Annotated in this window: 12 protein-coding genes; 10 read left to right on the forward strand and 2 right to left on the reverse strand. The window is 71.4% G+C overall.

Annotated elements, in window-relative coordinates:
* The first annotated feature begins 87 nt into the window (after positions 1–87).
* The 8 genes from ELQ40_RS02995 (at position 88) to ELQ40_RS03030 (ending at position 8749) form a co-directional block, all read left to right on the forward strand.
* Positions 88–1200, forward strand: a complete 1113-nt coding sequence (locus ELQ40_RS02995; RefSeq protein WP_127792345.1) for a Gfo/Idh/MocA family protein — start codon at positions 88–90, stop codon at positions 1198–1200.
* Positions 1197–2792: a sugar ABC transporter ATP-binding protein gene (locus ELQ40_RS03000; RefSeq protein ID WP_127792346.1), complete on the forward strand. Its 1596-nt coding sequence runs from the start codon at positions 1197–1199 to the stop codon at positions 2790–2792. Before ELQ40_RS02995 ends, ELQ40_RS03000 begins: the two co-directional genes overlap by 4 nt.
* Positions 2789–3874, forward strand: coding sequence for an ABC transporter permease (locus tag ELQ40_RS03005; RefSeq protein WP_240665916.1), 1086 nt, complete (start codon positions 2789–2791; stop codon positions 3872–3874). The genes ELQ40_RS03000 and ELQ40_RS03005 overlap by 4 nt, the downstream gene beginning before the upstream one ends.
* Complete coding sequence (locus tag ELQ40_RS03010; protein WP_127792347.1) at positions 3871–5034, forward strand: ABC transporter permease; 1164 nt, start codon at positions 3871–3873, stop codon at positions 5032–5034. Before ELQ40_RS03005 ends, ELQ40_RS03010 begins: the two co-directional genes overlap by 4 nt.
* On the forward strand, positions 5034–6239 hold the full coding sequence (locus ELQ40_RS03015; protein WP_127792348.1) for a substrate-binding domain-containing protein: 1206 nt from the start codon (positions 5034–5036) through the stop codon (positions 6237–6239). Before ELQ40_RS03010 ends, ELQ40_RS03015 begins: the two co-directional genes overlap by 1 nt.
* A gap of 106 nt (positions 6240–6345) precedes the next feature.
* Complete coding sequence (locus ELQ40_RS03020; protein ID WP_127792349.1) at positions 6346–7215, forward strand: sugar phosphate isomerase/epimerase; 870 nt, start codon at positions 6346–6348, stop codon at positions 7213–7215.
* Positions 7212–8255, forward strand: a complete 1044-nt coding sequence (locus ELQ40_RS03025; protein ID WP_164863455.1) for a sugar phosphate isomerase/epimerase — start codon at positions 7212–7214, stop codon at positions 8253–8255. The genes ELQ40_RS03020 and ELQ40_RS03025 overlap by 4 nt, the downstream gene beginning before the upstream one ends.
* A 98-nt stretch (positions 8256–8353) precedes the next feature.
* Entirely contained in the window at positions 8354–8749 is a 396-nt protein-coding gene (locus tag ELQ40_RS03030; RefSeq protein WP_127792350.1) for an SIP domain-containing protein, read from the forward strand.
* A 45-nt stretch (positions 8750–8794) separates the two neighbouring features.
* Here ELQ40_RS03030 and ELQ40_RS03035 read toward each other — a convergent pair whose 3' ends face one another.
* Positions 8795–9583: an amidase domain-containing protein gene (locus tag ELQ40_RS03035; protein WP_127792351.1), complete on the reverse strand. Its 789-nt coding sequence runs from the start codon at positions 9581–9583 to the stop codon at positions 8795–8797.
* Positions 9584–9779: 196 nt separating this feature from the next.
* Here ELQ40_RS03035 and ELQ40_RS03040 point away from each other — a divergent pair, with 196 nt between their 5' ends.
* Positions 9780–10271, forward strand: coding sequence for a hypothetical protein (locus ELQ40_RS03040; RefSeq protein WP_127792352.1), 492 nt, complete (start codon positions 9780–9782; stop codon positions 10269–10271).
* Between the two features lie 76 nt (positions 10272–10347).
* On the opposite strand, the gene ELQ40_RS03045 is transcribed toward ELQ40_RS03040, so the two are convergent.
* The gene (locus ELQ40_RS03045) at positions 10348–11286 is read right to left on the reverse strand and encodes a DUF1254 domain-containing protein (RefSeq protein ID WP_127792353.1); all 939 of its coding nucleotides are present in this window, start codon (positions 11284–11286) and stop codon (positions 10348–10350) included.
* 102 nt (positions 11287–11388) lie between these two features.
* Here ELQ40_RS03045 and ELQ40_RS19060 point away from each other — a divergent pair, with 102 nt between their 5' ends.
* Positions 11389–12462 carry an alpha/beta fold hydrolase gene (locus ELQ40_RS19060; protein WP_127792354.1) on the forward strand — a complete coding sequence of 358 codons (1074 nt, stop codon included), beginning with the start codon at positions 11389–11391 and terminating at the stop codon, positions 12460–12462.
* Positions 12463–12604 lie beyond the last annotated feature (142 nt).

Below are 12604 nucleotides of genomic sequence, written 5' to 3' on the forward strand. Positions count from 1 at the left end.
ATGTCGCACATCACGAAATTGTCACGACGCAGACAACTTTTGTCGGAGGACTAGCAAAAGTTGCGAACGCTGTGCCACCATGACGGCATGACAACGGATGTCACCGCCCCGGCCCGCACCATACGGGCCGGCTTCGTCGGGGGCGGCTTCATGGCCGCGGTGCACTCCCGCGCCGCACGCGCGGCCGGTGCGGCCCTCGCGGGCGGGGCATCCTCCACGCCGGAGCGAGCGCGCGACGCGGCGGCGCGGCTCGGGCTCCAGCGGGGATACGACTCGCTCGAACAGCTCCTCGATGCCGACACGGCCGACCTCGACGTCGTGCACGTCTGCACCCCGAACACCACGCACGCGGCGATCGTGCGCGCCGCGCTCGAGGCCGGCAAGCACGTGATCTGCGAGAAGCCGCTCGCGACCGATGCGCGCACCGCCGCCGAACTCGCCGATCTCGCCGCCGCCCGGGGCCTCGTCGCCGCGGTGCCGTTCGTCTACCGCTTCCACCCGATGGCGCGCGAAGCGCGGGCACTCGTCGCCGGCGGTGCCGCAGGCCGCGTGGTGAGCGTGCACGGCGCCTACCTGCAGGACTGGCTCGCGACGCCCGGTGACGACGACTGGCGCGTCGACCCCTCGCTCGGCGGACCCTCGCGGGCGTTCGCCGACATCGGCAGCCACCTGGTCGACCTCCTCGAGTTCACGACCGGCGACCGGATCGCGCGCCTGAACGCCGTGACCAGCACGGTCTACGGCTCGCGCGCCACCAACGCCGACATCGCCACCGAAGACCTCGCGGCCGTCGTCGTCGAACTCGCCGGCGGCGCGGTCGGCACGCTGCTCGTCTCGCAGGTCGCGCCCGGGCACAAGAACGGCCTCGTCCTCGAGTTGGGCGGCACCTCGGCGAGCGTCCGTTTCGAGCAGGAGCGTCCCGAGACCCTCTGGATCGGCCGCACGGGCGCCTCGCAGGTCGTCGAGCGCGACGCGGCGCGGCTCTCGCCGGACGCGGCGCGGTTGTCGATCGTCCCGGCGGGGCATCCGATGGGGTACCAGGACGCGTTCAACGCGTTCGTGGCCGACGCCTACTCGGCGATCGCGGGCGCCGCGCCCGACGGCCTGCCGACCTTCGACGACGGGGCGCGCGCCGTGCGCGTCACCGAGGCGGTCCTCGCGTCCGCGGCATCCGGCGACTGGGCGGAGGTGGCCGCATGAACGACCGCGCAGATCAGGGTCCCGTGCCCGGCGAGGGCACGGTCGAGTCCGCCGCCGGGCCCGTCGTCGCGACCGCCGAACCCGTGCTCGTCGCCGAAGGCCTCGAGAAGGCCTTCTTCGGGGTGCCCGTGCTGCGCGGCGTCGGCCTGGAACTGCGGGCGGGAGAGGTGCACGGCCTGGTCGGCGAGAACGGCGCCGGCAAGTCGACGTTCATGAAGATCCTCGCGGGGGTCTACGAGCGCGACGCCGGCAGCGTGCGGCTCGGCGGCGACGAGGTCGACTTCCACCACCCCGTCGAGGCGGCCCGCGCCGGGCTCGCGACCGTGTTCCAGGAGTTCAACCTGCTGCCCGAGCGCACCGTCGCCGAGAACGTCTTCCTCGGTCGCGAGCCGCGCCGGGCCGGATTCGTCGACCGCAAGGGCATGGTGCGCCAGACGCAGCAGCTGCTCGACGACCTCGGCATCGAGTCGATCGACGCGGATGCCCCGGTGCGCAGCCTCACCGTCGCCGAACAGCAGGTCGTCGAGATCGTGAAGGGCCTGTCGACCGACGCCCGCGTGATCCAGATGGACGAGCCGACCGCCGCGCTCGCCGACCACGAGGTCGAGTTGCTCTACTCGATCATCCGGAGGCTGCAGCAGCGCGGCGTCGCGATCCTGTACGTCTCGCACCGGCTGCGCGAGATCTTCGACCTGTGCGACACGATCACGGTGCTGAAGGACGGCGCCCTCGTCTCGACCGACCGCGCCGCCGACCTCGACACCGACGAGCTCGTGCGCCGCATGGTGGGCCGGCCCATCGAGGCGTACTACCCCGACCCGGAGCCGGGTACCGAGGCCGGCGAACCGCGGCTCGAACTCGTGGGCGCCGGCAACGACTACGTCGACGGCGTCGACCTCGAGGTCCGCGCGGGCGAGATCGTCGGCATCGCCGGCCTGCAGGGCTCCGGCCGCACCGAGCTCGTCGAGGCGATCTTCGGCGTCGTGCCGTTCACCCGCGGAAGCATGCGGCTCGACGGCCGTGAGGTGCGCGTCACCGGCGCGCGCCAGGCGGTGCGCACCGGCCTTGCGCTCATCACCGAGGACCGCAAGGCCCAGGGCCTCGCGCTCAACCAGTCGATCGCCGACAACGCCCTGTTCGTCATCCGCTCGGTGTTCGCCCGGCGAACGCGCGCCTCGCGCCGCGACCTACCCGGCGTGCTGTCGAGCCTCGAGGTCGTCTCGCGCGGCCTCGACCAGGAGGTGCAGTACCTCTCGGGCGGCAACCAGCAGAAGGTCGTGCTCGCGAAGTGGCTCGCGACCAAGCCCCGCGTGGTGCTGCTCGACGAACCGACCCGCGGCATCGACGTCGGCGCGAAGGTCGCCGTCTACCGGTTGATGCGACGACTCGCGAAGGAGGGGGTCGCGATCCTGATGATCTCGTCCGAACTGCCAGAGGTGATCGGCATGTCCGATCGCATCGTGGTGATGCACGACGGCCGTGCCTCGTCGGAGCTGCCCGCACGCAGCGACGAGGCGACCATCCTCGCGGCGGCCACCGGCACGCTGCGAGTCGGGGGAGCGGATGTCGCGGACCTGGGGGAGGCGCCGTGAGCGCCGGGTCCGTGGCATCCCGCCCGCGTCGGGGCCGGCGTCGGCTCGACGCGACGCTGATCGTGGGCATCGCGCTCATCGCGGTCGTCGTCATCGGCGCGATCCTGCTCGCCTCCGTCGGCCGCAACTTCTTCAGCGCGGGCAACATCCGCGACATCCTCACCGGGATGAGCGTGCTCGGATTCGTCGCGATCGGGCAGACGCTCGTGATCCTCTGCGCGTCGCTCGACCTGTCGGTGCCGTACGTCGTCAGCCTGTCGAGCCTCATCGCGGCCGACCTGATGGCCGGGAATCCGGCGAACATCCCGGTCGCGGTGATCACGGTGCTCGCCGTCGCCGCGGCGATCGGCCTCGCGAACGGCCTCATCGTCTCGAAGCTGAAGGTCAACGGCTTCATCGCGACGCTCGGCACGGGGCTCATCATCAAGGGGTACCTCGACACGAACTACCAGGGCACGAGCGGATCGGTGCCGTGGGACTTCCAGCTCATCGGCGCCTCCGGCGTCGGCCCGATCCCCGTCTCGACGCTGCTCATGCTGTTCGTCGCACTGCTCGCCGCGCTGTTCCTGGCGCGAACGCGCACCGGGCACCGCATCTACGCGGTCGGCGGCGACGAGCAGGTCGCGCGGCTCTCGGGCATCCGCACCGCTCGCCCGCTCATCGTCGCGCACGTGCTCTGCTCGATCTCGGCCGCACTGGCGGGCCTGCTGCTGGCCAGCCGCCTCGGCGTGGGCAGCCCGACGGTGGGCACGCAGGGCGGATACGACCTGCTGTCGATCGCGGCGGTCGTGCTCGGCGGCACGCTGCTCATGGGCGGCCGCGGCTCGATCTGGGGCACCATCGGCGGCGTCGCGATCTTCGCGGTCGTCGACAACGTGATGAGCGTGCTCCAGGTGAACCCGTTCCTGAAGGACGTCGTGCGCGGCGTCGTCATCGTCGCGGCCGTCGCGATCTACACGAGCCGCCAGGTCGATCGCCGAAGGCCGAGATTCGGGCCGAAGGGCTCGGTCTCGCAGGCATCGGATGCTCCGGCCGGCGGCGCGGGCGACGCCACGGCCGACCGCGAGGAGGTGCGCGCATGACCGCCGCGACGCAGCAGCAGGCGCAGCCGAGCGCTGGCGAACGGCTCCTCGCCTTCGGGCGCCTGCTCATCAGCCCGCGCGGCGCGGTGTTCCTGCTGCTCGCGATCCTGCTGGTCGCGATCACGGTGCTGAACCCGTCGTTCGCGGAGCCCGACCAGTTCATCCGGTTCATCCAGCGCGTCGCGCCCGTCGCGATCGTCGCCATCGGGCAGTACTTCGTGATCGTCGGCGGCGAGTTCGACCTGTCGATGGGTTCGGTCGTCACCGCGCAGGTCGTGATCGCGGGCAACCTGATCGGGCAGGATGCCTCGCGTGCACTGCCCGTGACGGCGCTCATGCTCGCCTTCGGCGCGCTCGTGGGGCTCGTCAACGGCCTCGTCGTGTCGTTCCTGCGCGTGCCGAGCTTCATCGTGACGCTCGGCATGATGCTCGCCCTCCTCGGCGGCGTGCTCTACTGGACCGGCGGCGCCGCGACCGGCAACCCGGCCGACGAGTTCCGCGAGCTCGGCCGCGGCGGCATCCGCGACCTGCCCGTCATCGGCATCCTGCCGTGGGCCGTCGTGATCCTCGCGCTCGTGCTCGCCGCGGCGATCTGGTTCGCCCGCCGACCCTTCGGGCGCACCATCATCGCGCTCGGCGACAACCCCGTCGCGGCACGCTACGCCGGCACCCGCACCTGGTGGGTCAAGACGTCGACGTTCGTGATCTCGTCGCTGTCGGCGACGGTCGCGGGCATCCTGCTCGTCGGCTACGCCGGCGTGCACCCGAGCGTCGGCCGCGGCTACGAGTTCACCGCGATCACCGCGGTCGTGCTCGGCGGCGTCGTGCTCGGCGGCGGACGCGGCTGGGTCGTCGCCGCTGCGGCCGGCGCCTTCGCGCTCGAGGCGCTGTTCACGCTGCTGAACTTCGCCGGGGTGCCGTCGACCTACCGCGACGCCGTCCAGGGCGTCATCATCATCCTCGCCGTCGCGTACGCCGCGACGACGTTCCGCGCGCGTCGTCGTGGCCGCGCACTCGAGACTTCACCCGCCGGACCCGGGCAGGCACCACTGCCCGAGACCGGCGAGGGGAAGGAGCCGGACGCCGCCGGGGCATCCGCTCGTCCTGCACCCGTGCCCTCGACGACGAGGGACGACAACGACACCAAGGGAGGTTCGTGATGCGACGCAGATTCACCGTGGCATCCGCCATGGTCGGGGCGCTGGCGCTGATCGCGCTGGCAGGCTGTACCACCGACCCCAACGTCTCGGCGCCGACGGAAGAGGCCGCCGAGACCGAGGAGGCCGTCGACTGGTTCGACCAGGAGCTCTACGACAAGCAGGACGCCGAACGCGGCGTCGCGCCCGAGGGCCCTGAAGACCAGCCGTGGCTCCAGACGATCAACGCCGAGCCGGTCGACACGGCGCAGTACGCGAGCACGGGCGCCAAGAAGGCGTGCTTCGCGAACGCGTCGATCTCGAACCCGTGGCGCCAGACCGGCTGGATCACCATGAACGAACAGCTCAAGGTGCTCCAGGAGGCCGGCGCGATCAGCGAGATGGAGACGCGCGACGCGCAGGACTCCGACGACACGCAGATCGCCGACATCGACTACTTCATCAACGAGGGCAACTGCGACGTCTTCATCATCTCGCCGAACTCGACGGCCGCGATGACACCGGCGGTCGAGCGGGCGTGCGACACGGGCAAGCCCGTGATCGTGTTCGACCGCGGCGTGCAGACCGACTGCCCCGTCACGTTCATCCACCCGATCGGCGGATTCGCGTGGGGCATCGACACGGCCGAGTTCCTCATCGAGGAGCTCGAACCGGGATCGAAGGTGGTCGCGCTGCGCATCCTGCCGGGCGTCGACGTGCTCGAGCAGCGCTGGGCTGCGGCCGAGAAGCTGTTCTCCGAGAACGACATCGACGCGGTCGACTACTTCACGGGAGCCGACCCGGCCGAGATCAAGAAGATCATCTCCGACGAGCTCGCCAAGGGCGACGTGCACGGCATCTGGATGGACGCCGGCGACGGCGCCGTGGCCGCGATCGAGGCGTTCGAGGACGCCGGCGTCGACTACCCGGTCATGACCGGCGAGGACGAGATGAGCTTCCTCCGCAAGTGGAAGGACACCGGGCTCACGGGCCTCGCCCCCGTGTACTCGAACTTCCAGTGGCGGACGCCGCTCCTGGCCGCGCAGATGATCTTCGCGGGCCAGCCGGTGCCGAAGGAGTGGGTGCTGCCGCAGGCCCCGATCACCGCCGGTGAGGTCGACGAGTACCTCGCGCTCAACGAGGGCATGCCCGACGGCCACTACGCGAAGTTCGGCGGCGAGGACCTGCCGGGCTACCCGCAGGTCTGGGAGGACCGGATCATCCCGTAACCGGTCCGTCTCATCGCCGAGTGTGGCCGATCCGTAGCCCGAGGGCCCGCGGATCGGCCACACTCGGAACAGGTCGGCCACACTCGGCATCATTCAAGGGAGCAGGATGCGACGCACCATCGGGGTGAACACGTGGGTGTGGACGTCGCCGCTTCGCGACGACTCGCTGCGCGAGATCGCCGCGAAGGCGGCGGGCATGGGCTTCGGCGCGATCGAGCTGCCGGTCGAGCAGCCGGGCGACTGGTCGCCGGATGCCGCGGCCGACGTGCTCGCCGAGCACCGCCTGACGCCGATCGTGGTCGGCGCCATGGGGCCCGGCCGCAACCTCGTCGCGGCGCCCGGCTCCGAGGTCGTCGCGACGCAGAACTACCTCGTGCAGTGCGTGAAGGTCGCCGAGCGGCTGGGCTCGCGCATCGTCGCCGGGCCCCTCACCGCGGCGACCGGGCGCACGTGGCGCATGGACGACGAGGAGCGCGAGGCCCGCTATGCGGAGCTGCGCGGCGCGCTCGGGCCGGTGGTTCGGCAGGCCGCGGACCGGGGCATCCGCCTCGCCGTCGAACCGCTGAACCGCTACGAGACGAGCCTCGTGAACACCGTCGAGCAGGCGCTCGACGCGCTCGGCCCGCTGCTCGGCCCGGGACTCGGGCTCGCGCTCGACACCTACCACCTCAACATCGAGGAGCGCTCCATCGGCGACGCCGTGCGCGCGGCCGGCGAGCACGTGGCCTACGTGCAGGTCTGCGGCAACGACCGCGGCCCGGTCGGCGACGACCACTTCGACTGGCCGGGGTTCCTCGACGCGCTCGACGACGTCGGGTACACGGGGCCGCTCGGCCTCGAGAGCTTCACCGGGGAGAACGCGACGATCGCCGTCGCCGCCTCGGTCTGGCGACCGCTGGCCGCCTCGCAGGACGACCTCGCGGAACGGAGCATCCGGTTCCTGACCGCGCTGCAGGACGAAAGGGAATCACGATGACGGATGCCGCTGCCGCCGAGCCTGGCACGCCCGCCTCGACGCACCCGGTGACGCTGTTCACGGGGCAGTGGGCGGACCTGCCGTTCGAGGAGGTCGCACGCCTCGCCTCGGAGTGGGGGTACGACGGGTTGGAGATCGCGTGCTCGGGCGATCATCTCGACCTGGCGCGCGCCGACGAGGATGACGCGTACGTCGCGTCGCGGCTCGAGGTGCTCGACCGGTACGGCCTGCGGGTCTTCGCGATCTCGAACCACCTCGCGGGCCAGGCGGTGTGCGATGCGCCGATCGATTTCCGGCATCAGGCGATACTGCGCGACTACGTCTGGGGCGACGGCGACGCCGAGGGGGTGCGGCAGCGTGCTGCCGAGGACATGCGGCGGTCGGCGCGGGTCGCCCGCAAGCTGGGCGTCGATACCGTCGTCGGGTTCACGGGTTCGAGCATCTGGCCGTACGTGGCGATGTTCCCGCCGGTGCCGGCGAGCGTGATCGAGCAGGGCTTCGAGGACTTCGCGAACCGGTGGAACCCGATCCTGGACGTGTTCGACGCGGAGGGTGTGCGGTTCGCGCACGAGGTGCACCCGGGTGAGATCGCGTACGACTACTGGACGAGCGTGCGCACGCTCGACGCGATCGGGCATCGTGAGGCGTTCGGGTTCAACTGGGATCCGTCGCACATGATGTGGCAGCACATCGACCCGGTCGGGTTCATCTGGGACTTCAAGGACCGGATCTACCATGTCGACTGCAAGGACACGAGGATGCGCCAGCGCAACGGTCGCGCAGGGGTGATGGGGTCGCACCTGCCGTGGGGCGACCCGCGCCGCGGCTGGGACTTCGTGTCGACCGGGCACGGGGACGTGCCGTGGGAGGACGCGTTCCGCGCGCTCGACGCGATCGGGTACGCCGGGCCGATCTCGGTCGAGTGGGAGGACGCCGGGATGGACCGGCTGCACGGCGCGAAGGAGGCCGTCGGGTACATCCGGTCGCTGCTCTGGCCGAAGCCGGCCGCGTCGTTCGACGCCGCATTCAGCAATCAGTAGGGGCGCGTCGAACGCTGCCGAGCGCTGGCCGTCAGGCCCGTCGCGGGTCAGGGTTGCCCCTGTTTGCGTTGCAGGCAAGCCTTACCTAAGCTGGAAGCATGGCCAGCCGAATGCGCAAGCGCGAACCCGACGCCCCGAAGGTGCTGCTCGCGGGTGACACGGCCGACCTCCCGACCATTCGCGAGCGGCTGCGCGACTGCCAGGCGGATGCCTCCGGCATCGTGCTGATCGAGGCGATCAACGCCCTCCAGGTCGTCCCGCTCGACGCTCCGGCCGGAATCGGCGTGCACTGGCTCTTCCGCGAGCGCGCCGACGCGGCCGTCGAGCCGCGCGGTTCCGTGCTGGTCACCGCGGTCGACACCTGGCTCGACGAGTGGATGCGCCCCGAGGGCGGCGTCGAGGTCAGCCCCTGGATCGGTGCGCGCTCGTCGGAGGTCGTCGACGCGTACGCCCGTCAGCTCGACCGCGAGCTCGCGGCGGGCCTGCCCGCCTGACGGCTCCCGTCCCGCCCGCGTGGCGGACCGGAAACTCCTCGCGCCCTACTCCGGGATGCTCCAGTAGTACGCGACCCCGCCCGGGTGGATCTGCGTGATCGCCTCGTCGACGGTGCGGTCCCACGTGGCATCCGTGTGGCCCGCGTACTCGATCGAGATCGTCCCGTCGTCGCGGGTCTCGACGGCGGTCACGATGCCGGTGTGGTCGCGGTCGCCCGAGTCGTCCCAGTCGAACTGCACGATGTCGCCGACCTTCACGAGGTCGCGCTGGTCGTCGGTCAGCGCGGTCGCGCGCTCGGGATGCTCCCCGAGCCACTCCATGAACGCGGTCGAGCTGATCCACGCGGTGGAGTGCGCGTAGGGGTCGCCGCCCTCGGCGTACCACCACTCGTCGTCGGTCGTCCACCCGCGCTCGAGCAGTGACTGGCTGGCGAAGTTCACGCAGTCGGTCTCGGTCATGTATCCGAACACGTCGTGCTCGGTCGACTGCCAGTTCGCCAGCACGTACGACATCTGCGCCGCGACGGCGGGAGAGAGCGAGGCGAACGAGGACTTGTCGGCAGCCGTCGTGTCGGCGGGTGAGACCGCGGTGCCCGAGGCATCCGTCACGTCTTCGGCGGCCGCGACGCGGGGTGCATCGGTGCCGCCTGAATCGGATGCCGCGACGATCGCCGTCGCCGCTCCGCCGAGCAGCAGCAACCCGGCGACCCCGCCGACGAGGAGCCGGCGTCGCCGGAGCACCGAGGATCCGCGGCTGGGCGCAACCCCGTCGGCCACGGCCTCGCCGCTCGGTCGGGACTCGGGATCAGTGGGGGAATCCAGGTGGTGCGACATTCCTTCGAGGGTAGGAAGCCGACCTGTGGATCCCCTCTGTGCCCCCTCTGGGGGACATCTGCGCCGTCACCGTCATCGCGTGCGGTGGCCCGTTCGGGCCAGGGGCGGTGGCCGGAACGCGCGATGCGTCGCGGCGGCGGTCGTCGTCTGATCGTGGTGTCGCCCCGGATGGGACGACCGGATCGAGGAGACGACCATGTCCATCATCACCATCGGCATCGATCGGGCCGGCAGCGACGCCATCGCCGCAAGGGATCGCCGGACACGGGCGTCGATCGCCTTCGGCCGCAAGCGGGGCTACTACCGCGTGCTGTTCGAATCGGGACCGGTCGATGCCGCGACCTTCGCCACGACGGCGGGCGTGGACGAGCGGTTCGCCCGTTCGTGGCTCGACGAACAGCTCGCCGCCGGGATCCTGCGCCAGGTGGACGCCCCCGGCAGCGACGATGCGCAGGTCCTCCTGCCGGGCGAACACGTCACGATCCTGCTCGGCGACGACGGCGGCCCCGCGCTCGCCGGAGCCCGCCGCATGCGGATCGAGCACCGCGCCGAGCTCCCGGCGGTGCTCGACGACCTGCCGCCGATCGTGGCGGCCGGGTCCGCCGATCGCGGTCCCGCGCCGCTCGGCCACGAGGTCGAGCGTGCGCGGGCGGCGGCCGACGCGGCGCGACTGCTCCGTATCGTCTAGCGCGGGGTCGTGCGGTGCCGCGAGACGCCGGCGCGTGCGTTCATGCCGACGGCGCGCGAGACGCCGGCGCCGCCGTTCACGCCGACAGGGTCGGGAAGGTCCAGGTGCCGTCGGCGATCTCGGCGCGAGGTCGGTACAGCCGGACGAGGTAGTTCCACCCGTCGGTGATCGGGATCACGTTGGGCGCGTCGTCGGGGTGGTCGCCGAACCGGACGGTGATCGTGCCGTCGTCGTTGCGAACGCCGGTGATGTTGTTGATCGTGTACGAACCCCGTTCGTTGGGCTCGAAGAACCCGTCCCGGTTGTACACCGAGATCGACCAGAACCCGTCGACCGGCACCTCGCCGACCGTCAATTCGTACCGCCCGACCGGGAGCCGCGGGTCGACGCCGATGTAGCGCGCCTCGGAGCTCGGCAGTCCGCCCCATCCCGCCGCGGTTCCGATGAGATGACGGACGGGGTCGACCTCGTCCTTCGTGCCGAAGGTCCGATCGAAATCGGTCAGGTTCCGGGCCAGCGCGAGCAGCGCGTTCCGCGTCTCGTCGAACGTGCCGGTGTCGTAGTCGGGCATCACGAAGGGCGTGGACGAACCGGCCTCGAGCCCGATCCGATCCTGCAGGGCGGTGACGGCCGCGACGTCGGCCTCGTCGGCCGGATCGACCAGGATCCGCACCGCCAGCACCACGTAGGGCGTGCGGAACTGCTCGACGGCCAGTCGGTACTCGCCCGCATCGTGGTAGATCGCATCGACGTAGTGGTGCTCGTCGACCACCATCGCCGACAGGTAGCGCTCGCCGTGCTCGGGGATGGTCAACGTCGCCCCGGCGCTGAGATCGACCACCGCGAAACTGTAGAGCGTGTCCCGGTTCAGCCGGATCACCGTCTGCTCGTCGATCGCCGCCGGCGCCCGGTTGTGCCGGAATCGGTTCACCCCTCCGGCATCCTGCTGGAGGTCGTGCATCATCCGATGCGTCTCGGCCGTCGCGAAGTTGTCGACATTCACTCGAATCGTCATCCTCGGATCCTTTCACCGCTCCGCGCCGTTCCGGAGACGACGCCCCGGTCCGTCGCCCCGACCCCTCTGGTCCGAGGATCGCTCGACTCCTAGACTCAGGCCGTGGAACCCGAGGACCAGGTCGTCCGCTATGCCGAGCACGACGACTCGTCCGTCGCCTGGGCGGCCGTCGGCGACGGCCCCCCGCTCGTCGTGGGCGGTTGGTGGTCGAGCCACCTCGAGCTCGACTGGCGCAACGCGCGGTTCCGTCGATTCGTCTCAGCGCTCGCCGCGCACCGCACGGTGATCCGCTACGACCGCCCGGGCGCCGGCGTCTCCGACCGCGGGGGCATGTCGCCGCGGACACTCGAGGAGGAGTTGGCGACGCTCGCCGCGCTCCTCGACGTCGCGGCTCCGAGCGGCCGGGTCGCACTCTTCGGCGCGTCATCGGGAACCGGGGTCGCCTCCCTCTACGCCGCACGATACCCGGACCGCGTCGATCGGCTGATCATGTACGGGTCGTACGCGCGGGGCGTCGACCTCGCTCCACCAGACGCGCGGGCCGCGATGCTCGACGTCGTCGCCCGCCATTGGGGCCTCGGCTCCAGGGTGCTGGCCGACCTCTTCCTGCCGGACGCGACGGCCGAGGAGCGGGCGGAGTTCGTCGAGTTCCAACGACGGTCGGCGTCGCGCGAGGTCGCGCTCGCCTCGCTGCGCGCCGTCTACGACTACGACGCCACCGGGCACCTCGGCGACGTGCGCGCCCCGACGCTCGTGCTGCACCGGCGCGCCGACCGCGCGATCCCGTTCGCGCTCGGCAAGGACGTGGCCCGGCGCATCCCCGGTGCGACCTTCGTGGAGCTCGACGGCGACGACCACTTCCCGTGGCGCGGCGATGCCGACGCCGTCGCCCGCGCGACCCTCGGATTCCTCGGCGCGCCGGTGCCGGCGGGAGGCGCGGCGGCGCGCCGGGGCGACGCCCCAGTCGGGTCGGGGCCCGGCGACGTGCGGTTGACCGACCGCGAGCGGGAGATCCTGCGCCTGGTCGCGCAGGGCCGCACCGACGGCCAGATCGCCGCGAAGCTCTTCCTCTCCGCGCACACCGTGCACCGGCACATCGCGAACATCCGGACGAAGCTCGGGGTCCCGTCGCGTACCGCCGCGGCCGCGTGGGCGCTGCGCCACGAGGTCATCTGAGCGGATGCCTGGCCGGTTCCGGCCACGCGCATTGGCCGCAACGGGCGATTCGCCGCGGCCTGCTCCGGCGTTCACTGGCTCCCGGGTCGCACGTCCGTGCGGCCGGAGGACGCCGGGGCGGCACGCTCGTGCCGCCGACACG

The sequence above is a fragment of the Agromyces sp. LHK192 genome (assembly GCF_004006235.1).
In the GTDB taxonomy this organism is placed as follows: Bacteria; Actinomycetota; Actinomycetes; order Actinomycetales; family Microbacteriaceae; genus Agromyces.